At 58.9% G+C, this 22,047-nt stretch carries 22 protein-coding genes; 14 read left to right on the plus strand and 8 right to left on the minus strand.

The features are described from left to right. Positions 1-234: 234 nt before the first annotated feature. Entirely contained in the window at positions 235-1,332 is a 1,098-nt protein-coding gene (locus VDP74_RS12925; RefSeq protein WP_323000048.1) for a hypothetical protein, read from the plus strand. Beyond that, positions 1,329-3,887, plus strand: coding sequence for a hypothetical protein (locus tag VDP74_RS12930; protein WP_323000049.1), 2,559 nt, complete (start codon positions 1,329-1,331; stop codon positions 3,885-3,887). Before VDP74_RS12925 ends, VDP74_RS12930 begins: the two co-directional genes overlap by 4 nt. Before the next feature lie 122 nt (positions 3,888-4,009). Here the strand turns inward: VDP74_RS12930 and VDP74_RS12935 are convergent, their stop codons facing one another. Beyond that, positions 4,010-5,491 carry an IS5 family transposase gene (locus VDP74_RS12935; protein ID WP_323000050.1) on the minus strand — a complete coding sequence of 494 codons (1,482 nt, stop codon included), beginning with the start codon at positions 5,489-5,491 and terminating at the stop codon, positions 4,010-4,012. Positions 5,492-5,817: 326 nt separating this feature from the next. Then, complete coding sequence (locus VDP74_RS12940) at positions 5,818-6,699, minus strand: LysR family transcriptional regulator (RefSeq protein ID WP_323000051.1); 882 nt, start codon at positions 6,697-6,699, stop codon at positions 5,818-5,820. A 91-nt stretch (positions 6,700-6,790) separates the two neighbouring features. Here VDP74_RS12940 and VDP74_RS12945 point away from each other — a divergent pair, with 91 nt between their 5' ends. Continuing rightward, positions 6,791-7,558: a sulfite exporter TauE/SafE family protein gene (locus VDP74_RS12945; protein WP_323000072.1), complete on the plus strand. Its 768-nt coding sequence runs from the start codon at positions 6,791-6,793 to the stop codon at positions 7,556-7,558. Positions 7,559-7,694: 136 nt separating this feature from the next. After that, positions 7,695-8,288 carry a PIN domain-containing protein gene (locus VDP74_RS12950; protein ID WP_323000052.1) on the plus strand — a complete coding sequence of 198 codons (594 nt, stop codon included), beginning with the start codon at positions 7,695-7,697 and terminating at the stop codon, positions 8,286-8,288. Here the strand turns inward: VDP74_RS12950 and arsC are convergent. Both arsC and VDP74_RS12960 read right to left on the minus strand, forming a co-directional pair. Then, the gene (gene arsC, locus VDP74_RS12955) at positions 8,263-8,691 is read right to left on the minus strand and encodes an arsenate reductase (glutaredoxin) (RefSeq protein ID WP_323000053.1); all 429 of its coding nucleotides are present in this window, start codon (positions 8,689-8,691) and stop codon (positions 8,263-8,265) included. The genes VDP74_RS12950 and arsC overlap by 26 nt on opposite strands. 49 nt (positions 8,692-8,740) lie before the next feature. Further along, positions 8,741-8,902 carry a hypothetical protein gene (locus VDP74_RS12960; RefSeq protein WP_323000054.1) on the minus strand — a complete coding sequence of 54 codons (162 nt, stop codon included), beginning with the start codon at positions 8,900-8,902 and terminating at the stop codon, positions 8,741-8,743. A 150-nt stretch (positions 8,903-9,052) separates the two neighbouring features. Here VDP74_RS12960 and VDP74_RS12965 point away from each other — a divergent pair, with 150 nt between their 5' ends. Next, entirely contained in the window at positions 9,053-9,718 is a 666-nt protein-coding gene (locus VDP74_RS12965) for a response regulator transcription factor (protein ID WP_323000055.1), read from the plus strand. Beyond that, the gene (locus VDP74_RS12970; RefSeq protein WP_323000056.1) at positions 9,694-11,055 is read left to right on the plus strand and encodes an ATP-binding protein; all 1,362 of its coding nucleotides are present in this window, start codon (positions 9,694-9,696) and stop codon (positions 11,053-11,055) included. Before VDP74_RS12965 ends, VDP74_RS12970 begins: the two co-directional genes overlap by 25 nt. On the opposite strand, the gene VDP74_RS12975 is transcribed toward VDP74_RS12970, so the two are convergent. Together VDP74_RS12975 and VDP74_RS12980 are read right to left on the minus strand one after the other, a co-directional pair. After that, positions 11,021-11,698, minus strand: a complete 678-nt coding sequence (locus tag VDP74_RS12975; protein ID WP_323000057.1) for a class I SAM-dependent methyltransferase — start codon at positions 11,696-11,698, stop codon at positions 11,021-11,023. The genes VDP74_RS12970 and VDP74_RS12975 overlap by 35 nt on opposite strands. Before the next feature lie 61 nt (positions 11,699-11,759). After that, positions 11,760-12,383, minus strand: coding sequence for an isoprenylcysteine carboxylmethyltransferase family protein (locus VDP74_RS12980; protein ID WP_323000058.1), 624 nt, complete (start codon positions 12,381-12,383; stop codon positions 11,760-11,762). A gap of 146 nt (positions 12,384-12,529) precedes the next feature. Here VDP74_RS12980 and VDP74_RS12985 point away from each other — a divergent pair, with 146 nt between their 5' ends. Continuing rightward, the gene (locus VDP74_RS12985) at positions 12,530-13,036 is read left to right on the plus strand and encodes a GNAT family N-acetyltransferase (protein ID WP_323000059.1); all 507 of its coding nucleotides are present in this window, start codon (positions 12,530-12,532) and stop codon (positions 13,034-13,036) included. Positions 13,037-13,129: 93 nt separating this feature from the next. Further along, positions 13,130-13,321 carry a hypothetical protein gene (locus VDP74_RS12990; protein WP_323000060.1) on the plus strand — a complete coding sequence of 64 codons (192 nt, stop codon included), beginning with the start codon at positions 13,130-13,132 and terminating at the stop codon, positions 13,319-13,321. On the opposite strand, the gene VDP74_RS12995 is transcribed toward VDP74_RS12990, so the two are convergent. Continuing rightward, positions 13,322-13,942 carry a Fic/DOC family protein gene (locus VDP74_RS12995; protein WP_323000061.1) on the minus strand — a complete coding sequence of 207 codons (621 nt, stop codon included), beginning with the start codon at positions 13,940-13,942 and terminating at the stop codon, positions 13,322-13,324. A 75-nt stretch (positions 13,943-14,017) separates the two neighbouring features. On the opposite strand from VDP74_RS12995, the gene VDP74_RS13000 reads away from it, so the two are divergent. Continuing rightward, positions 14,018-15,067, plus strand: a complete 1,050-nt coding sequence (locus VDP74_RS13000; RefSeq protein WP_323000062.1) for a metallophosphoesterase — start codon at positions 14,018-14,020, stop codon at positions 15,065-15,067. A 591-nt stretch (positions 15,068-15,658) separates the two neighbouring features. Here VDP74_RS13000 and VDP74_RS13005 read toward each other — a convergent pair. Then, entirely contained in the window at positions 15,659-16,831 is a 1,173-nt protein-coding gene (locus VDP74_RS13005; protein WP_323000063.1) for a methionine aminotransferase, read from the minus strand. Positions 16,832-17,106: 275 nt separating this feature from the next. On the opposite strand from VDP74_RS13005, the gene VDP74_RS13010 reads away from it, so the two are divergent. From VDP74_RS13010 to VDP74_RS13030, 5 genes are all read left to right on the plus strand, one after another. Next, positions 17,107-17,313 carry a cold-shock protein gene (locus VDP74_RS13010; protein ID WP_323000064.1) on the plus strand — a complete coding sequence of 69 codons (207 nt, stop codon included), beginning with the start codon at positions 17,107-17,109 and terminating at the stop codon, positions 17,311-17,313. 282 nt (positions 17,314-17,595) lie between these two features. Continuing rightward, positions 17,596-19,512 (plus strand): tRNA uridine-5-carboxymethylaminomethyl(34) synthesis enzyme MnmG, encoded by a 1,917-nt coding sequence (gene mnmG, locus VDP74_RS13015; protein WP_323000065.1) that lies wholly within the window; start codon positions 17,596-17,598, stop codon positions 19,510-19,512. Then, positions 19,509-20,186, plus strand: a complete 678-nt coding sequence (gene rsmG / locus VDP74_RS13020) for a 16S rRNA (guanine(527)-N(7))-methyltransferase RsmG (RefSeq protein WP_323000066.1) — start codon at positions 19,509-19,511, stop codon at positions 20,184-20,186. Before mnmG ends, rsmG begins: the two co-directional genes overlap by 4 nt. Further along, positions 20,173-20,985 carry an AAA family ATPase gene (locus VDP74_RS13025; RefSeq protein WP_323000067.1) on the plus strand — a complete coding sequence of 271 codons (813 nt, stop codon included), beginning with the start codon at positions 20,173-20,175 and terminating at the stop codon, positions 20,983-20,985. The genes rsmG and VDP74_RS13025 overlap by 14 nt, the downstream gene beginning before the upstream one ends. A gap of 34 nt (positions 20,986-21,019) precedes the next feature. Then, on the plus strand, positions 21,020-21,961 hold the full coding sequence (locus VDP74_RS13030) for a ParB/RepB/Spo0J family partition protein (protein WP_323000068.1): 942 nt from the start codon (positions 21,020-21,022) through the stop codon (positions 21,959-21,961). The last annotated feature ends 86 nt before the right edge of the window (positions 21,962-22,047 follow it).

Here is a 22,047-nt window from a genome sequence, read left to right on the forward strand (position 1 = left end):
GAATCGCTAAGCTGCGGACTTTTTCTGGCCGCAGCAGCGGGTCAGTCATCGCTAACACTGTGGCTACGAATTCCGCCGTGCGATCTTGAAGCACCTGCCACAGGTCGTCTAGAAATCCAGACGGGATTTGGGCTCCGTACCTACCAACTTGCCGAACTCTCCACCACTCGCCTCGTGTCTATGGCGCCGCAATTCCCGCTGGCAACTATCGCTGGGTTTGGAGGCCTTCTACCCTTGGCTGCTGAGCTAGCTGGACAGGTCAGCGCATTTTCCGCCGATAGGAACCTTTTCTACGCAGATGAGAAGGGTGGACGCTTCATCTTTAGCGACGAACCGTTGGAATGGGGAACACGGTATCGGCTTCTCTCGGCACAAGAGATTGCCCCACCGCAGGATCTCGACTCAGTACTACGTTGGAAACCAGAAGGAAGGTTTGGTGGCTGGTACAGCTACGAACTTGAGCTGCCCACCGCCTTTGCTGGATCGAAACCAAACCTTCCTCAAAAAATTTCCGATTTTTTGGAGCATCGCATTCGTAGCCCCCGACCGCGGCTCTATGTAGTTGACCCACTTCCACACCACATTGATTCCGATGGTACATATGTATACCCCGAGCCACCTGAGTCATTGCTTCTTCGCAGAAGCGGTAGCGGTGAGATCTCAGTGACGACAGCAGTTGACACCATAGGATCAGACATCCACGTATATGACGATGAATGGGTCCGAGTGAGTGGGCCGTGGACGAGCGGATACGAGTACGTCCTCGCGGTCGCCAGCGACGATCAAGTAATCTTCCGCATACAAACCTGCGAACTATTTTCCCCCGATGGAATCACTGTTAATAGCACCGATCTATCGTGGGACCTATGCACCGATGCACCGCTTGATGCGCAAGCCCTTGTGGCAACCACTATCGACATAGACTGTAGAAGTGTACGGATTGCGGCGCATCTAGCACGCCGAAACAATGGCTGGTTTCTTAAAGAAACACGGCTTTCGTTACCTAGTGGATTAGCAAAAAAACTGCGCGCTAGCAGCTTCGGGGAGCTTCGCAGCGATACCCCTACTTCGCTGCACTCATCTGAAGACAGCCGCGACGCTAGGCCTGGAGCACAGCAATCGCAAGCAATCGGCGTAAATCGCTGGATCGATTGGTTAGTGATCCGCGACTATGGCGCAGAAGGAGCCAGTAACGTCAAGCGCTACCTCTCTAACCCCAACACCGAAAACTTGTATCGGCTCGGCCCCATTATAACAAGCCGCCTGATGCCATACATCCAGGCAGTGCAGCATCAACAACGTAATCGGACGGGGGGAGGCAAAAACTTATGACTTATTCGGGGATCGAAAAGAAGCGATTCGCTCAGTTACTCGAATGGGGTACTGATGATGACGAGATTCGGCGTTTTTTTGCAGAGACCCGGATACAACTGATCCAGAAGGGAGCCAAAGTACAAAATCCCCCGCATGGCAGGCCCGCACGTATACGAATGCTGGTGCAGGGGATGCCTCAAGCGACCGACCAAGTGGTTCAAAAATGGTTCGGTGAACATCTGAAAATGCTCGACCCAACACCGGTCGGCGATCTGCTGGAAGAACTACGGCTGTACGAGGAAGCCGGTCAAAGCCCTCCAGCGGACGATGCGAAACAGCTCGCCCGTTCCTGCCTTGTACACCTTTTTTCCAGCGATCCCTCTGCCGATCTTTTATCATTTCTCCGTCCCATAAAAGCAGAAGAATCGGTCGAACTTCCCGAAACAAGGGAGGTATCACAGCCCACACCGACCGAGCAGAATTTCGACACTCTCCCGGAGGCTCTTGGCCGGACGATTATCGCGCTAGCCGAAGGACGGGATCCGGATGAATTTCTGTCGTCTTTACCCCCATCCATAGCCGCATTCGTAGCAGGCGTTCAGGCAATTTCCAATAGCCGCGATGACGACGCTCAGGTAGCGATGGAAGCTCTTGATCATCAGCAAGCAGCACGAACCTTACTTACCGAATACTCCACCTGGAAGGCCTCCGCACGATCCAGTGGAGTAGTGAGAGGTCTGCAGATGCTGAGCTTTTCACACCCTGATGATGTCCCTGCCTTCGATTTTGATCGAGATGAGGTTCTCGCGGTCTGCACGCGAGACTCCCCAGAGACGACTGTATTCTTGCATCCTTTCGCCATTCGGACGACAGACGGGTCATGGATCGATCTGTCAAACGACGAACATAGCAAAAAGCTCTTCTATTCTTCCGGCGACCTGATCGCCTTTCCTGGCGGGCGGGATACGCCACGACAACCTAATCGAGGAGAGATTGGCATCTGGCGGGTCGCTGAAAACGAGGGATCGAATACAGGACACCGCACAAACTTTCACATTGCATCTGACAAGACCTTAGTCTATGAGGTACGTGATGTGCCGTTCGACTCCACCAATCACGACGCCATTCGAGAGTACATAAAACACGCAATTGGAGAGCGTAGGACAAACGTCATGCCGCTACTCTTCTTGCTACGTGACCAATTAATCGTTGGTTCTCCCCCAGGCAAGGATTTGTCCCGGAACGAAGGGTTTGACGCCGGATTACCAGCATGGCACATGCTAACAGCATTTCGGCGCGAGGGCCGATCATTTGTTCCAGGACCGCTACCGCCACCACCTGAGATATATGAATGCGAAACACTTGCCTCAAGTCTACGGAAGCTATTTTCTGGTGAATATTGGGATACCGAAAAGCCCACAAAGGCGTTAACGAGAAAGCTGCAGGATTTGATAGCATCGGGCGAGTCCAAACTTAGTGCCAAGCGCGCGGCACGATTGCAAGCAGAACTCAAAACTATCGATGAACATGAAGAGGCGATGTCCGCATTACTGGACGAAGTTATGCGCACCCCTCAGATCAGCGTACGGATTGACAACCTCGTAAAAGAGAAGGCGAGTCTACTCGCTGAGCAGAAGGAGCAACTCCACAAGAGCATTCAGGAGTTGGAGCAAAAGCAGACCGAGTTTCTGGAAACACAGCGGCAAGCAGAAAAGGAACAGAAAGCCGTTGCCCCAGCGATTGCTAAAGCGATTCGCGGGGCTTTCGATCAGGCAAAAGCTGACGCACTAGGAACGCTCGGCGAAGTAGCTGTATTCAAGACACTCATAGACGAACTGATCGAGCGGCCAGGACCGGTGGTCGGAACGTACGAACATCAGCTAGGACCGATGGACTCCCGAGGGGGAACATCCAACATTCGTTCGTCAGTTGTAGTCGGCCAACCAATTGTGAATACGTTACGAGCATTAGAGGTAACGCCGAAGGCCGCATCCGCGATTGAAGCCGTTGGCACGATGGCGCGTGAATGCGGACTCATGTTGATCGTCGAAGGTCTTGCAGGAAGAGTTGCCGCCGAGGCATGGCTGCACGAAGGAGATACGTCTGGCGTAGTGTTTGAGTGCGGCTTTGGAGAAACTGATGACCGTGTAATTCGGGCTGCTCTTGGAGATACACCAGTTTCCCTTGCAATTCTAGATGCAAATCTTTCCCCGTTCGATGTTTATGCGAGACCTCTCATCGATGCCATGCTGCGGCGTTTGGCAGGAATTCAGGATCCATTATTCGAAACCAGAGTGTTACTGTCGACAGTAGAGGGTTCAGCAGCGTTGCCGCTTCCTACCGTGGCTGAATCGTTGTCGTTACGGGTTTACCTCGACCACATCCCCGTTTTTCTTCAAGAGAGCGAGGCTGAAGCCTGGCTCGAAGAGATTGAGGATATGGAAGAACCAACTGAATGGTTTGCTAAACTCTGGAAACCTGCAAAAAACAAAGTACTCAACTACTTAAGGTCGTTGCCAGTAGAAGAAACGGCAACCATCTTGGCTGCGCTTGAAGTAGGAAAATCTAACTAGGTCGAGACTCATTTTTTAATGTTTCTCATACAACGTATGTAACTTATTGATATCTTACTTACCCATGATGGGAAGAAGTGAGATCCTACAGAGTCGTCCCTGAAGAATTTATTTCGCCCACATCATGCCGGATTTCCGGCGATCTGAGGCCACGACTTCTGGCGGGGTAGCTCACCCCACAGGGATAGTTTCTGGATCCGCTGCCAGATCCAGGCCAAAAAATAATGGGTAAAAAAAGGGCGGATGCCCTTTTGGGCAATCTGACGCAGCAGCCATTTCATATTGAAGCCTGCCGCGCACAGCACCGCGTGGATGGCGTCTCCAATTTGCCCTTTCAAATGACAGCGATTCATGCCGTGATCGCTTTTCAGGTGTCCGATGACCGGTTCGATCGCCTGGCGCCGTTTCAGCAACTGCTGCTCTTTGGGCGTCAGGCGTTTGAATTTGCCACGATGCTTCAGGGCGTATTCCGGGATCTCCGCATCGACGCCTCGATACCCCAGATCAGCATAGACTGTCTTGGGTTTGACGCCGGTATCCTGCAGCAGAATGCTGGATTGCTCCAAGGCTTCAACCAGCGTGTGGCCATCGTACGGATTGCCTGGAAAGCTGCGCACGCCCACGATGAGATTTCCCCTCAAGGTGGTGACGATACCCACCTTCACCCCGAACTCATATGGGGTGCGGGCCTTGCCTTTGCCGATGCACTCGACTTCCGGCGCATGCCAGCTGTAGATCTTGTCGCGCCCCTTGGTGGTCTTCTTGCGACGGCTTTGCTCCGCGATCCAATGGGCTCGGGATAGCAACGGATCCAGAGTCTGCTGGATGCTTTGGGCCAGCACCGTCTTGCTGCGTTCGATGTCGCGCGCCAGGCGGCCCAGAATCGTACGCTGGCGGCGGATCGTCTTGTGCATGCGCCGGTACTGCTTGGCGTGCGCATACCGTCCCGCCTTCCTGGCCAGATCCCGGCCCTCCTTCGCATAGCTTTGTTTCAAGCAAATGCCATGGGCCTTTGCCGCTGCGGCCAGCTTCTCCCGGGCGGCCTCCAGCAGGCGACTGTCGGTGGGGTGCGCCACCGCCTTGCTCTGCACCGTGCTGTCCACAATCACCGTTTCCAGCGCCCGGCGCTCGATCAGCCCCAGCTTCATGCCCACCATGATGGTCTGCACCAGCAATTCTTCGACACCCTCCTCACCCAATAAACCCCGGAAGCGGCTGATGGCGCTGGGGTCGCACGGCAGGCGGTCCTCGAAATATTCCTGGCCGGAAAAGTATTGCCAGACCGGCGTCTCGCTCCAGCGTTCGCACACGCCTTCGTCGCTTTCGTTGAAAGTGTGCTTCAGATACAGCAGCGAGATCATCAGCCGCATCGGCAGGCGTGGCCGCCCCGCGTTTGAAATCACGCCACCCACGACAGCCACGGTCGGGCCAAACAAATCAACGTCAGCAATTTCCTTTCCCGTGCGCACTTGGCGAGCAAATCGGTGGGCCACCGAGGCCTCCAGTTCTTGCCAGGGAATATGCGTCGCGAGCACCGCAAGCGGTTTGCGCAGATCGATCATCTGGTCCAGGCGGCTGCGGAAAAAATCGTCGATTTGGTTCATGGGGTATCTGGCATTTCTCCCAGAAAATGACCCGCATCAGAGGTGTTTCTGGGAGATTCATTGGCTTGTATTTCCGATATTATTTCATAATATCAACATGTTATTGATATTTCAGGGCCGACTACAGACGGGTGTTAGTTTTCAGATAAGTTTGAATCGGCCCACGCCTCACTGAACTGCACCCGGGCAAGTCACTGCGTGCGATCCAGCACCAGCAAGGGATCAATACGCATCTCGAACCATGTCATGCCCCAGTGCAGGTGTGGTCCGGTCGCACGCCCGGTCGCGCCCGCCAGCCCAATGACCTGACGCGACCTGCCTGAACGCTACGGAGCCCCATCCATCAATTTCCGGGCAAGCAGGCCGGCATGCGGGGTCAGAGTAGAGAAATCGGATGCGCACAGGTAGATCCGTCGGGTCGCCCAGGCGTCGGACAGCGGCAACATGACCAGTTCGCGGTGCAGCGTTCGAGCCAATCCCTCCGAGAGGATCGAAATTCCGATGCCCGCTTCAACATGCATGGCCACGTGCTCGGTATTCCGCAACTGGATACGGTAGTCGAGCTGGCGGCCCAGCCGCGACGCGCGTTCCGCGAGATGCGCCTCCAACGCCGTGTCTACCGTGCCCACGACCGGTTCATCCAGAAGATCGGCAAAAGCCACATGCGTCTGTCCGGCCGCCCAGTGCGAACGGCCGACGATCACGACGAGCTGGTCGCTTGCGATCAAGTGCGACTGCAGCGCACCAAGATCCGCGATGTCCGCGACGACACCCAGGTCGGCGCGCCTGTCTCCCAAGGCCTGGACGATGTCCGCACTGGTTCGCTCTTCCAGGTCGATGGACAAATCTCGATGAAGCGCCAGAAACTGACAAAGCTGCGCCGGCAGGAACGCGACCATGGCGGCGGTGTTGGACAGCAGCCGGATACGGCCTTTCAGGCCTGTCGCATACGTTCGCAACTCTCCGCGCATCTGCTCGACCTGCCCCAGGATCGAACGAGCATGCCGGACCAAGGCCTCACCCGCAGCGGTGGCGCTTACCCCGCGACGGTTCCGCTCGAGCAGCTGTGCACCCAATGCCGCCTCCATGCCGGCGATGCGTTCACTGACCGATGCCAACGCCAGATGAATCGCCTGGGCGCCCTGCGTCAGGCTGCCACACTCCACCACGGACAGAAAAACCCGCATATCGGTCAGATCGAAGCGCATCGCCCTTCCTCCCCCTTATTCGGAATTTCCGAAGTCTAGCACCGGAACTTCCAGATTGCCGGGGTCCAGGCGGATGACTAACATCACTTCCATGGATATGATAATTCTGGTTTTCTGCGCTGGAATAGTGGCTGGAGGGATGAATGCCCTGGCCGGCGGCGGCTCATTCATCAGCCTGCCAGCATTGATCGCCGCAGGCGTCCCTCCGGTTCAGGCGAACACATCCAGCACGGTTGCGCTGTTCCCGGGCGGGCTGGCCAGCGCCTGGGCCTACAAAGATGGATTGCGGTCAGTCGGCGCCGTGCAGTTGCCTGCCTTGCTGGCGACGACGCTATGCGGCGGCCTGGTCGGCGCGCTGCTGTTGCTGCGCACCTCATCCGCAGCATTCACGTTCGTATTGCCGTGGTTGCTGCTGGTCGCCTCCATCGCGCTCGCATTTGGACGGCGCATTGGCGAAGCCTTGCGCGCACGCTGGCGCATCCATATGCATGCGGTGCTGGCCGTCCAGTTCGCGCTGGGCATCTACGGCGGCTACTTCGGCGGTGCGGTCGGAATCATGATGATCGCAATGTGGAGCTTGCTCGACAACTGCGACCTGAAGAGCCTGAACGCGCCGCGCACACTGCTGGTCAGTGCCGCCAACGTGGTCGCGGTGCTCGCCTTCATCGTGGCCGACGCGGTGAGCTGGCCCGAGACGCTGACCATGCTGACGGGCGCGCTCGTCGGCGGATATGGCGGCGCCTGTATCGGACGGCGCGCGCCGCCGGGCATCATCCGCGCCCTCACACTGCTCGCCACCTCCGGCATCACCTTGGCATTCTTCGTAAAAACTTATGCTCCCGCGCTGGCGGGCCATTGATGAATGGCTCCAGGCCAATTCATTCAAGTACACTGAACACCCATTACATCGCATCGCGCGAAAGCGGCGGCCGCTCCCTCCAGAGCAACATCTTCCTGTGGGTCCGACAACAGCATCCACTGCTTCGCGGCGCCCCATGTCCCGCTCTTCCTCCCCGCCCTTCGTCGTCCTCGATGCCTGCGTGCTGATGTCCACGGTGCAGCGCCGATTGCTGCTGCGCGTGGCCGACCTGGGCGTATTCCAGCCGATCTGGACCGAACGCATCGGCGAGGAATGGCGCCGCAACGCGGCGCGTCTGTGGCAGATTCCGCCTGAAACGCTGGCGGAACAATGGGACGCCATGAACCAGCGCTTCCCCGGCGCCATGGAGGCCAACACCGCCCCCTACGAAGCCGGGTTGCGCTACAGCGACCCGAAGGATTTCCACGTGATCGCTGCCGGCCTGGCGCGAAAAGCGCGCTGCGGCTTGCAGCGCCCCCCCGCCGTGCAGGTGATGACATGGAACCTGAAGGATTTCAATCGATCCGAATTGCGGCGCCAGGGGCTGGATGCGTATTCCCCCGATCAATTGCTGGCCAGCTGGTGGCAAGCAGGATCATCGCGCCTGGACGCGGCCGTGCAGGCCGTGGCCGCCGACGCGGTCGCGCTGGGTCGCGACCCCGAACCGCTGGCCGATACCCTGCAGCGCGAACGGTTGCATCACCTCAGGCGTCTGTCGATCGAGCCTTAGCATCCACGACGGCTTCGCCGTCTTCCTTGTTGAACGCGCCGCGCTGCGGCTGCGGCAGAATGTCCAGCACAGCTTCCGAAGGACGGCACAGGCGCGCGCCCAGCGGGGTGACCACGATCGGCCGGTTCATCAGGATGGGATGCTGCAGCATGAAATCGATCAGTTGATCGTCGCTCCATTTCGGGTCGCTCAGACCCAGCTCGGCGTAAGGCGTGCCCTTTTCGCGCAGCACCGAGCGCACCGGAACCCCCATCGCCGCAATCAGCGCAGTCAGCGTGCTGCGGTCAGGCGGCGTCTTCAAGTATTCGATGATCGTGGGCTCTTCACCACTATTGCGGATCAGCGCGAGCACGTTGCGCGAAGTGCCGCAAGCCGGGTTGTGATAGATGGTGATGGGACTCATAAAACCTCCAGAGACAAAATTCAAAAATCCAATAGCCGTTTTCCTCTGATCACGGCCCGTCGAGCCAGGTCACTTCCAACCGGTCCAGGCTTTCGCGATCCGCCACGGCCTCGATGCGGGCAATACGGTCGCCCTTCAAGGTGACGCGCAGGACCAGCAACATTCGGCCCTCTGCTTCCGGCACCGCGATGCCCAGCGCGCCGTCGAGCATGGCTGGCAAGTTTACGGGTTGCGCCGGTCGTGCGCCCGATGATCGCCGAACCGCCACAGTTCCGGCACCACTTCGCCCTGATGCCGACTCCGGACGAAGGCTGATTGAACAATCCGGTTTATCCTTGCATGAAAAGCACAGGAGTTCCCGATGCGCGTACTGCTGGTCGAAGACGACCCCATGATCGGCCAGGCGATCCACGGCGCCCTGTTGGACGCCGCCTACGCCGCCGACTGGGTGCAGAACGGACAGACCGCGCTCGACACCCTGGCTACGCAGCACTATGACCTGGCTTTGCTGGACCTGGGCCTGCCTGGAAAAGACGGTCTGCAAGTGCTGGACGCCCTGCGCGCACGAGGAAACCCCATCCCCATCCTGATCATTACCGCCCGGGACGCCCTGCACGACCGCCTGCAAGGCCTGGACGCCGGCGCAGACGACTATATCCTCAAGCCTTTCGACATGGCCGAATTGCTGGCCAGAATGCGGGCCGTGGTGCGGCGCCACAACGGACAGACCCAGCCCGTTCTGAGCAATGGCGTGGTGACGCTGGACCCCGCCACGAAACAGGCCAGCGGACCGGACGGCATGCCGGCGCAGCTCTCCAGCCGCGAATTCTCCCTGCTTCAGGCCTTGCTGATCCGACCCGGAGCCATCCTGTCGCGATCCGAACTGGAAGACCGGTTGTATGGCTGGGGCGAGGAAGTCGAAAGCAATGCCGTCGAATTCCTGATTCACGCCCTGCGGCGAAAACTCGGACACGATGTGATCCGCAATGTCAGGGGGGTTGGATGGATGGTCTCAAAAAGCGGCTGAACACCTCGCTGCAGTTCCGCCTGTCCTTCGCACTGTCGATCGCCATCATCGCCGTCGCCGGCATCGCGGGCATCTTTTCCTTTCTCTCGGCCCTGGAAGAAGCCCACGAACTGCAGGACGACGTGCTCTATCAGATCGCCGAACTGATGGATCAACAACACCTGGTGCTGGCGCCGGGCGATACGGCCACCCACCTGGCCGACGGCGACGATGATTCCTACATCATCATCCAGCGCCTGGCGTCATCCACCGCCGGATACCACTCACCACGCGCCGACGGCATCCTGTCGCTGCCCGATGGCCTGGCCGAGGGGCTGCACACCCTGAAGTCGAACGACCACGCGTACCGGGTGCTGATCAAGAGCCGCCCGTCCGGCGAGCGCGTCGCCATTGCCCAGGAAACCGATTTTCGCGACAAGATCGCACACGAAAGCGCCATGCGCACTCTGATGCCTTTCCTGATCCTGGTGCCGATCCTGTTGCTGATCGTCACTCGCCTGGTGCGCACGATGTTCCAACCGATCGCCGGGCTCTCCAGTGAAATCGACCGGCGCTCGTTCGAAGATCTGCGCCCCGTGCGGGATCATCACCTGCCTACGGAAGTGCGCCCCTTCGTCATCGCCATCAACCGCTTGCTGGCCCGGCTGGCGCGTTCGCGTGAAACCCAGCGTCGTTTCGTCGCCGATGCCGCGCACGAACTGCGCTCGCCGATGACCGCGCTGTCGCTGCAGGCCGAACGCCTGAATGAATCCGACCTGCCCGAGGCGGCGCGGGAACGGCTGTCCGCCCTGCGCCAGGGTATCCAGAGGGGTCGCAATCTGCTGGACCAGCTGCTCAGCCTGGCCAGGGCCCAATCGGCCTCGGAGCCAGCGACAAGCCCGGTTTCCATCCCCATGCTGTACCGCCGCGTGCTGGAAGACCTGATTCCGCAAGCCCAGGCAAAATCAGTGGATCTGGGCGTGACTCAGGTGCCCGACATCCAGATCCAGGTCAACGAACTGGATCTGAGCACACTGATCAGGAACCTGGTGGACAACGCCATCCGCTACACACCCGCCGGCGGCCGGGTCGACCTGTCCGCCTACGAACTGGAAGACATTATCGAACTCTGTGTCTCCGATACCGGTCCTGGCATTCCCATCCAGGAAAGAAAGCGGGTATTCGACCCGTTCTACCGGGTGCTGGGCACGGAACAGCTTGGGTCCGGGCTAGGTCTGGCCATCGTCAAGACTATCGTCACCCGCCTGGGAGCCGACATGGATCTGGATTTTTCGGATGCCGGCGCCAGGACGGGGCTGAAGGTCACGATCCGCCTGAAGCGAACGGCACTCGCCTGAAGGTACGCACCCGAGCGGGCGGCATGTTCCTCCAGACGTAGCGACAGGGGGCTTCGGCGAAGCCGGCAAACAGGTCGGTGTTGCGCCCCCACAAGGCATAGGTGAACTGCACCAGACAGCCATCCACCGCAAGGCACCGCCGCCATTGATCGAAAACGGCGCCGACCACATCGTCGGGCAGCGAGCGCAGCGGCAGGCTGGACACCACGGTGTCCACCTTTTTATTGGCCGGCAGCAAGGATTCGAGATCGACCGCATCGCCCCCCACCACGGTCAGCGCCGGAAACCGGTACCGCAGGTGCTGCACAAACGCAGGGGATCGTTCCACGATCCACAAGCGCCGGGCAGGAATGCCGCGATCCAGCAGAGCCTGCGTCACCGCGCCGGTGCCTGCGCCCAATTCCACGATCAGGCCATCCCCCGACAGGGGAACCTGCGCCGCCATCTGGCGGGCCAAGTGCCTGGAACTGGGCCAGACGGCCCCCACCGAACCGGGGCGAGCCACCCATTCCCGCAGAAAAAGCCCTGGCGAGACGGTTTGCACCAGTCCCGCCAGTCTGTGGATGTCCGCCTGATAGCGGGCTTGATACTGACGCAGATTCTGCACCAGTGGAATAGCTCCTGTGTTTCTATTCTTCAGCATGCAGGTCTCCAGTGCCTGGCGATCAAGAGACTACTCGAGCAAACTTGGATACGACGTGAGGTCAGTACAGAAAAAAGTATACATGGACCCATCCTGCTTGTTGAGCCACTTCAATGGCTTCAAAGACAGGAATCGAAAGAAAATACGGCAAGGCGTCACGCACGGTTTTCCAGACGCCTTGCAGATCCACCGTGACGTGCTGGGGCGATTGCCACAAGGACAGCTTGGGCAGAAACCGGGGAGTCCGCTTGCAATACGCATCGTAGCTGGCGCCAAATACCTGACGCAGCAGGACTTCTTCCTCGCTGACGATCCAGTTGAATATCAGGCTGGCCACCGCCGCCAGCACCAATCCGATCACCAGGCTGGCGGTCTGCAGCCCCATGCCGAAGACGGCCAGAATGGAAAATACATACAGGGGGTTACGACTGATGGAGTAGGGTCCTTCGGCCACCAGGTCGGCACCCTTGCGCCCGCCCAGGTACAACATGCAGGCGCAACGCCCAAATATCGCCAGAATCAGCAAAGCCAGTCCCACCCACTCCAGGCCTTCATTCACCCAGCCGGTTTCGGGCCAGGCGGAACTCAGCCAGGGCAGCAGGCAAACGGCAATGACCGCCAGAACTCCCAGCGCCCGACGGCGTCGCACCTGTGCCCGGGCCAGATGTTCCCAGGTTGCATCCAAGGTTGTCGCGTTCCCGATGGGGGCGGCCCTGTCACCGGCCGGATTGTGCACCATGACCAATATCCTGTTCAAACAGTTCTGTAACAACTTAACTGGGCGACAATACACCGCATAACTTAGTCAAGACTTAGGACGTCCCAGATCACATGCCCGATGTGCCATATTGCCTGACAAGCGCCGACTTACCGAGAATCAACGAGATCCAGGCGAACTGCTATCCCGCCGCCATGATCGAGTCTGATTCCGTCATGGCCGCCCGCCTGGCCGCCTCTCCAGGTTGGATCTGGGGCATTCGCGATGATTTCGGCCTGTGCGCCTACCTGTTCTGCCATCCCTGCCATCAGGGGTATCTGGGTCGCCTGAACGCCGCAGCCAGCCCCGTCGCAGGCGGCGATACGCTGTACCTGCACGATCTGGCCATCCACCCGCGAGCCCGTGGACGAAAACTCGCGCAGATCCTGGTCCACCAAGCCTGGGATCGGGCGCGAGCAACCGGACTCGCGCATTCGGCGCTGGTCTCGGTCCAGGGTTCCCAGGCATTCTGGGCGCAGCTGGGATACAGGACCTGCAGCAAGCTCACCCCGGACCAGACCGCCTGCCTGGCCGACTACCCACCGACAGCGCACTACATGGTGCGAATGCTGGATGCCTGAAAGATGTCTCGAAATCCCCGCATCCAAACACCCTGAATACCAAATTTCCATCTGAAATCAGGGGCTTCAAGGCAATGCGCAGTATAATGAAGCATGCTTTCCAGCACCCTTCCAATTCCTGATCTGCTCACTACGGCGCCCGCCGTAGATTTGCGCCGCATCATCCGGGCCGTCGCCAGTTCCACGGCCATCGAAACCGGCCAGGCAATCCAGGAACTCGAAAACCAACTGCAGGCCGACAGCCGTTTCCCCACGCTGGAACTGGCTGGTTCCACCCTGGCCTGATCAGGTGTCATCATCGGGCACGACGCGCCCGACCCATATTTTCATCGGCTGGTAATCCCCCATCAGTCCCATCTGGATCGCCTGAATGTACTCGGACCGATGCGATTCCCATGGGCTGTAGTCCAGCGGGCCCAGACCAGCCTGCACGGCCATCACGTCCGCCAGCAGGCGCGCAATCCGGCCATTACCCTCGCGAAACGGATGGATCAGGATGAATTCCACGTGCGTCAGGGCGACGGCCTCGATCAGGTCCTTGCGCAGTATGCCAAAACACGGCGTGTAGCGCGCCAGGCAGCGCCGGTCGTAGTCATCCAGCAAGGCCGGTATCCGGTCGGCTGCGGCAAAGGGAAACCCGCCCTTGCTCATGTTGACCGAACGTTCGTAGCCCGCCCAGGCATATACATTGCCCAGCCAGCGGCGGTGCCACTCGCGGATCAGGCGCACTGTGACGGGCCCCTGGGGCAGTTGCCCCAGGACATCTACGTACAGCTTGCGCAACAGCATCAATTCAGCATGGTCCATGTCGTCGCGCGTGACGATACCCAGCTTGTTCTTCAGGACGTCACCGTCCGACCCTTCCTGATAGCTGTTCTGCCACCCGCTGACGTGATATCGGCTCATCAGACAGTCTCCCGCAAAACCCACCCCCGGATTCCTCCCATTGTCCTCAATCCCGACAGGAAGGAGAATAGGGGCATGAACCCAACTCTTGTCCACACCCTGCCCGAACAGCCCTTGGCCATCATCGGCGACATCCACGGCGAAATCCAGGCGCTTGACGCCCTGCTGGACCGACTCGATCGCCACCCCGAACTGAAAGACAGAAAGCTGATCTTCATCGGCGACCTCTGCGACCGGGGGCCCGACAGCGTGGCCGTCGTCCACCGTGTACGCGAACTGATCGACCGGGGGCGGGCGCTGGCCATTCTGGGCAATCACGAGATCAATCTGCTGGCCCACGACGCCAAGGACGGTTCGGGCTGGTTCTTCGACAGCCGCGAGGCCTCCGATACCCCGCATTACGCGCCATTCACCCGAGCTTCGGCCACCCAGCGCCCGGAAATCCGCGACTTCTTCTGCGCCCTGCCCCTGGCGATCCGCATGCCGGGCCTCAGGATCGTTCACGCCGCCTGGGACCAGGTCGCCGTGGACGCCGTCTCGCAGGCGCCTCTGGGAAGCATCCTGGAACTGATTCACGAATGGGACCTGCGCATCCAGAAACTGGCGGAAAAAAACGATCTTCGCGCACGCTATATCGCCGAACGCGAACGCTGGGCCCGCGAACTGGAAGACCCAGACAATCCCCCTCCTTATCTGGATGCCGTCGCAGACTTCGAATCCCTGCAGCAGCGTTTCAACCCGATCAAGCGCATGACGTCCGGCATCGAAGCCCGCAGCGCACAGCCCTTCTATTCCGGTCATCGATGGCGCTATTCGGACCGCATCGCATGGTGGGATCAGGACCCTGACCCCACTCCCGTAGTCATCGGCCACTACTGGCGTCTGTTCCAGCCACCCGCCAGCCCGGATGCGTGGCGCTACAGCCGTTTGTTCCAGAACATCGCCCCCACGGCCTGGCATGGATCGCAGCGGCAGGCCTATTGCATCGACTATTCCGTTGGCGCCCGCTGGAGCGAACGCCGCAAACAGGGCCAGCCCGACCCCACCCGCTACCGCCTGGCCGCCCTGATGTGGCCCGAACGGGAACTGGTCTTCGACGATGGCCAGCGACTGGCCACCATGTAGGTCCGCCTGTGGACAAATACGGGGCATCCCGCCCGTGCATTTCCTGGGGATAGCTTGTCAATAAGTCGCCAATTCAACAGGCGACCGGAAAACATCCACAATCCGTCCTCGTCTCGTCCCCACGATAGGCCACAGGGAAAAATCTGCTATGAATTTGAGTTATATGGGATTTTTCACTTGTCCCAGTTACCCACAGGCACCCATCAACTATCTTATAGATTAATAGAAGATTGTTAGAAGAAGATGGGGGTCTTCCGGATGCTGCAGTTTTCTGCCGTCTCTGTGCCACATGCTGATGCAATACCCGGACCGGGCCCTGTGGACAAGCAGAGGGAACCAGGGTTGTGTATTCGCTGTGGATGAGTTCTGCATAAGGCGGCCTGTTTTGTCATCAGGAAAATATGTCCCCAAACAGCCCTACGAAGAGACACAGAGTATTCCACCAGGAAAGTCTTATTAAACCGATGATTTATAACGACAAACCGACTTATTCCACTTATCCACAGTCTTCCATTAGTCTTATCAGTTAGATATAAAAGATAAGAACAAACAGAAGCCCCTGACCTGTCACGACCGACTTGAAGGACTACCTTACAGGTTCGCCAGTTTTTCAATGGCGTCATCCAATGTCGCGTCCTGCTTGGCAAAGCACAGTCGCAGCAGTTGGTGGTTGGCTGCTGGCGCAGCGGGATCGGCGTAGAACGCCGAAACGGGGATGGTTGCGACACCGGCTTCTCGCGTCAGCCGGATGGCCAGGTCTTTTTCCGGCCCCTGCCCCAGTGCTCTGGTATCGACCAGCAGGAAAAACGTACCTTCGGAATGCAGCGGCTGTAGCCTGCTTGCTTTCAAGCCCTGCACCAGGCGATCGCGCTTGCGTTGGTAAAAGGCAGACAGCCCGTGTATGGCCTGGGTCTGTTTCAGATAGCTTGCGATGCCGGTTTGCATGGGGGTGCTCACTGAGTACACGGTAAACTGGTGAACCTTGCGGACCTCTTGCGAAATTGAACTGGGTGCGCAGCAGTAACCAATCTTCCAGCCGGTGGCATGAAACGTCTTTGCAAAGGACGACACCAGTATGCAACGCGAAGCCAAGGCTGGTCTGGACACCGGACTGACGTGGGGGTTTCCGTCGAAAACGATATGCTCGTAGGCTTCATCCGACAGAATCAGGAAATCGTGATGGGCTGCAATGTGTTCCAGCGCATCCAGGTCCTCTTCGCGCAGCGTCAGTCCGCTGGGGTTATGAGGGAAATTCAACATCAGCAGACGTGTTTTCGGCGTGACCGCGTGCGCGATGGCGTCCCAATCCAAAGAAAATCTCGGGGTATCTGCTGTGGGCGGATTCATTGCGACGCGAACCGTCAGACCGCCGGCCAGTGTCACGACGGGGGCATAGAGGTCATAAGACGGGTCGATCAGAATGACTTCATCGCCGGCCTGCACCAGGGCCAGGATGCTGGAGGTCAATGCTTCCGTTGCTCCGGATGTCACAGTGATGTCCGCGTCTGGATCATAGGCGTGACCTTGGTGAGCAATGGTTTTGTCACGGATCGCCTGGCGCAATGCCGGTACCCCGATCATGGGGGCATATTGATTGGGGCCTTGCTGGATTGCCTGGCAGACTGCATTCAGCAATTCGGTATCGGGTTGGTAATCCGGGAATCCCTGCCCCAGGTTGATGGCATTCAGTTGCTGTGCCAGCGTACTCATTTCGCTGAAAATCGTATCGCCTACCAAAGGCAGTTTTGACTTTAGATTGATCATGGATTCGAGAATGTTGGATTTGGAATACGGTCTAGGGAAATTCAACAATTATTTCTGCAGAATGAGGCCTGCACGGATACAATTCTGATTAGGGAAAACTATGATTTGACTTTTAATCAAGCGTGGTTATTCTCCTTGTTGCAATGCAATTCAAGCAGCACGCACGTTTCGCAGTAGGCCTGGCCTGTCGGTCATCGCACTTAGGCACGATCTGTTCCGTTTCAGCGTTCTTGATTCATTGTTGTTATCTTTCTTTTATTAGGACGTACCTGATCATGGCTCAAACGGGCAAAGTCAAATGGTTCAATGCTGAAAAGGGTTTCGGCTTCATCACTCCGGACGCCGGTGGTTCTGACGTGTTTGCGCACTTCTCCGCTATCGAAGGTCGCGGTTATCGCAGCCTGAACGAAGGGCAAGAAGTTCAGTTCGAAGTCAAGGACGGCCCCAAGGGCCCCCAGGCTGCTGAAATCCGCCCGCTGTAAGTTCTAGCGGTTGGTTTCCAAAGGCACCTCCGGGTGCCTTTTTGATTTCCGGCCCAAATAGTTGTACGCGGTTTTCCCGATCTTGTCCACAGCCTTATCCCCAGCCGATATTTTCGGGTGATGTTTCACGTGGAACATCCGACCCGGCGACGTATCGCGAGGCTGTTGGTATGTTTCACGTGAAACATCCATTCAGTTGATCTGATCTTGTTTCACGTGAAACAAGGCTAGATTGTCGAATCGGAGGACGTATAATGTCGCGAACCCCTCCTATCTTTTCCCATGAATTATTCCGAAGAATTTGATGTTCTCGTCATTGGTGGCGGCCATGCGGGAACGGAAGCGGCATTGGCTGCAGCCCGAATGGGGGCGACGACGTTACTGTTGACCCATAATATGGATACCCTGGGTCAGATGTCGTGCAACCCATCGATTGGCGGCATAGGCAAAGGACATCTAGTCAAGGAAGTAGACGCCCTGGGGGGCGCCATGGCCTGGGCAACGGATCTCGCCGGCATACAGTTCCGAATTCTGAATCGCTCCAAAGGCCCGGCAGTCCGCGCGACCCGTGCCCAAGCAGATCGCTCTCTTTATCGACGAGCCATCCGCATGATGTTGCAGACTCAGCAGAACTTGATGGTCTTTCAACAATCCGTCGATGACTTGATTCTGGAAGGGGATCGGGTCGTCGGGGCGAAGACCCAGATCGGTCTGATCTTTCGTGCCAGGACTGTGGTGTTGACTGCCGGCACCTTTTTGAATGGACTGATGCATGTGGGTCTGTCGCACTATGCAGCGGGGCGTGCGGGGGATCCTCCCGCCACCAGCTTGGGACAACGGTTAAAGGAACTGAAGCTACCTCAGGGGCGCCTGAAGACGGGAACACCGCCTCGGATCGATGCAAAGACGATCGATTTCTCAAAGACGGAAGTTCAGCCTGGTGATCTGGATCCCGTTCCCGTGTTCTCGTTCATGGGGCAGGCTGACATGCACCCCGAGCAGGTTCCTTGCTGGATCACGCACACGACAGAGAGATCCCACGAGATCGTTCGTTCAGGCCTGGATCGATCGCCACTGTACAGTGACCAGGGGACCATTGAAGGCGTGGGGCCCCGGTACTGTCCATCCATCGAAGACAAAATCCATCGGTTTGCCGATAAAACCAGTCATCAGGTATTTTTGGAGCCGGAAGGCGAGTCCTCGTGCGAGATCTATCCGAACGGCATTTCCACCAGCCTTCCTTTCGATATCCAGTATGCGTTGGTCCAAAGCCTGCCAGGATTGGAAAATGCCCGAATCATGCGGCCTGGCTATGCGATCGAGTATGACTATTTTGATCCTCGGCATTTGCATGCCTGGCTGGAAACAAAGGCGATTCGAAATCTGTTCTTTGCAGGCCAGATCAATGGCACGACAGGCTACGAAGAGGCAGCCGCGCAGGGCCTGATGGCGGGCGCCAATGCTGCGCTGCGCTGCAGGGGGCAGGATCCCTGGGTCGTTCCGCGCCAGGAAGCCTATCTTGGTGTCCTGGTAGATGATCTTGTAACAAAAGGCGTTACTGAACCTTACAGAATGTTTACGTCACGAGCTGAATACCGCTTGAGCCTGCGTGAGGACAACGCCGATCAACGTCTGACAGAGACCGGCCGGCGCCTGGGGCTGGTGGATGACGCGCGTTGGGATGCCTTCAGCCGCAAACGCGATGCCGTTGCGGCCGAGATTCAGCGTCTGCAAGATACCCGGATCAACCCGGCGGTCCTGAATGCGCATGACCGCGAGCGTCTTTCCTTGCAGCACCAGGACCGCCATCCCAGCCTGCTGGATCTGTTGAAGCGCCCTGACGTGGATTACACGCAGCTGATGGCGCTGCGCGACCTGGACGATGCTCCACTGATCGGCGCAGGCCTGACGCAGGCCGATCAGGTCGAACAACTAGGCATTCAGGTCAAATATGCCGGCTATGTCGAACGCCAGCGCCTGGAAATCGAGCGCCAGCGCGCCCAGGAAGGCCACGCCATCCCCGACGATTTCGACTACGGACATGTCCCGGGGCTGTCCACCGAGGTCCGTCAGCGGCTGGAATCCGCCCGACCGGCGACGATCGGCCAGGCTGGCCGGATTTCCGGTGTGACGCCGGCAGCCATTTCCCTGTTGCTGGTGCATCTGAAAAGGCTCCAGAGAGGGCGAAAAGCCGCATGAGCCGAGATTTCTCCTCGTTCCGCGAACCTTTGGGTGCGGCCCTGCGGTCTCTCGGGATGGCGCAGGATCTGGGCCGCATGGATCAGCTGCTGGCCTACCTGCAGCAGCTTCATCACTGGAACAGGGCCTACAACCTGACGGCCGTGCGCGAACCCGCCGACATGCTGGTGCAGCACGTATTCGACAGCCTGGCCGTCGTGCAGCCGGTGCGCGGCATTCGGGCCGGGCGCGACACCCGGGTCGCGGATATGGGTTCCGGGGCGGGTTTACCGGGTATCATTCTGGGCATCTGCCAGCCCGATTGGACCGTTTTTTGCGTGGATGCAGTAGGCAAGAAAACAGCCTTCGTCCGCCAGGCGGCCGGTGTGCTGGGACTGAAGAACGTGCAGGCCGTTCATGGCCGCATCGAGTCCCTGGACAGCCTGCAGGCCGACGTGGTGATTTCCCGCGCCTTTGCGTCGCTCAGCGATTTCGTCCAGGTCGCGGGACATCACCGGTCGCCCGATGGGGCGATGCTGGCCATGAAAGGCCAGTTCCCAGACGATGAATGCCGGGCGCTGGAATCGGCGACCGACTGGACAGTGAAATCGTGGCAGACTTTGCACGTACCGGACATGGACGCGCACCGCTGCCTGTTGGAACTCGGATTGAAGGAACCTCATGACTGCCGATAGCCCGAAGCCTGCCGCCCGCGTGTTCTGCATCGCCAACCAGAAGGGCGGGGTGGGCAAGACCACCACCGCCATCAATCTGTCGGCCGCCCTGGCGTTGCATGGCCAAAGGGTTCTGCTGGTGGACCTGGATCCGCAAGGCAATGCCACGATGGGCAGCGGCATCGACAAGAACGGCGCTACCGTCAATCTGTATCAGGTGCTGATCGGAGAGGCCCGCGTGGCGGATGCGCGGATCCGCTCGGAATCCGGCGGCTACGACGTGCTGCCCTCCAACCGGGAACTTTCCGGCGCCGAGATCGATCTGGTCGGTATGGAAAACCGTGAAACCCAGCTGAAACTGGCGCTGGAACAGATCAGCACGGACTACGATTTCATCCTGATCGATTGCCCTCCGACCTTGTCCCTGCTGACGCTCAATGGCCTGGCGGGCGCCCATGGCGTGATCATCCCCATGCAGTGCGAATACTTCGCCCTGGAAGGCCTGTCCGATCTGGTCAACACCATCAAACGCGTCTACCGCAACCTGAATCCGGGATTGGAATTGATCGGACTGCTGCGTGTCATGTTTGACACCCGGGTCACGTTGCAGCAGCAGGTGTCCGAACAGCTTGAATCGCACTTCGGCGACAAGGTCTTCAAATCCGTCGTGCCGCGCAACGTCCGCCTGGCCGAAGCCCCCAGCCACGGCATGCCGGGGGTGATCTACGACAAATCTTCACGCGGAGCCAAGGCCTATCTCGCTTTTGGCGAAGAACTGATCCGCCGCGTAGGCGGTGGCATCCGTCGACGCGCCGCCTGATTGCGCTCCGCACCACTGACAAGGACTTTTCCCGATGGCAACTCGAAAAAAAGGACTGGGCCGTGGCCTGGATGCCCTGTTGGGGGCAGATCACGGCGCCCTGGATGCCGTGGGCAATGCCCCGGCATCAGACGCTCCGCACCAGCTGCCGGTCGCCGTTCTGCGGGCCGGCCGCTATCAGCCGCGCACCCGGATGGACGAAGGCGCCCTCAATGATCTGGCTGATTCGATCCGCGCCCAGGGGATCATGCAACCGATCCTGGTGCGCCCGTTGGAATCGGATCCCAGCCAGTATGAGATCATCGCGGGCGAACGTCGTTTTCGGGCGGCCCAGATCGCGGGTCTGAAAGACGTCCCCGTGCTGGTGCGTCAGGTGGCCGACGAGAACGCCGCTGCCATGGCCCTGATCGAGAATATCCAGCGCGAGGATCTCAATCCCCTGGAAGAAGCCCATGGTGTGCGCCGCCTGCTGGATGAATTCGGGTTGACGCACGAACAGGCCGCCACGGCAATCGGGCGGTCGCGATCGGCCACCAGCAATCTGCTGCGGCTGCTGAACCTGGCCGAACCCGTGCAGACCATGCTGCTCGCGGGCGACATCGACATGGGACATGCCCGCGCCTTGCTGGCGACCGATGCCGCGCGTCAGATACTGCTGGCCCACGAGGTCGTCGCTCGCCGCCTGTCCGTGCGTGAAACCGAGAAGCGCGTCGCCCGCGCTCTGCGCGATGAAGACCAGGCGGTCCTGACGCCATCGGGCCGGGTGGCCCGAGTGGACCCCAAGCCCGGCACGGGCGATCTGGGCCGGCTGGAAAAAGCCCTGTCGGATCACCTGGCGACCCGTGTGCGGATCAAGTCCGGCGCGCGCAAGGGCGGCCAGCTGGTGATCGATTTTTCTGATTGGGCGCATCTGGACGCCTTGCTGGAACGCCAGGGACTGGGCCAGGTCCTGGCCCGACAAGACCAGGGCGCTTGACAGGCAAAAAAAATATCTTCATAATCCGTGGTTCGCTTCGGTGGGGTGCCCGAGTGGTTAAAGGGGGCAGACTGTAAATCTGTTGG

It is taken from the genome of Castellaniella sp. (genome assembly GCF_034674885.1).
Classification (GTDB): domain Bacteria; phylum Pseudomonadota; class Gammaproteobacteria; order Burkholderiales; family Burkholderiaceae_B; genus Castellaniella.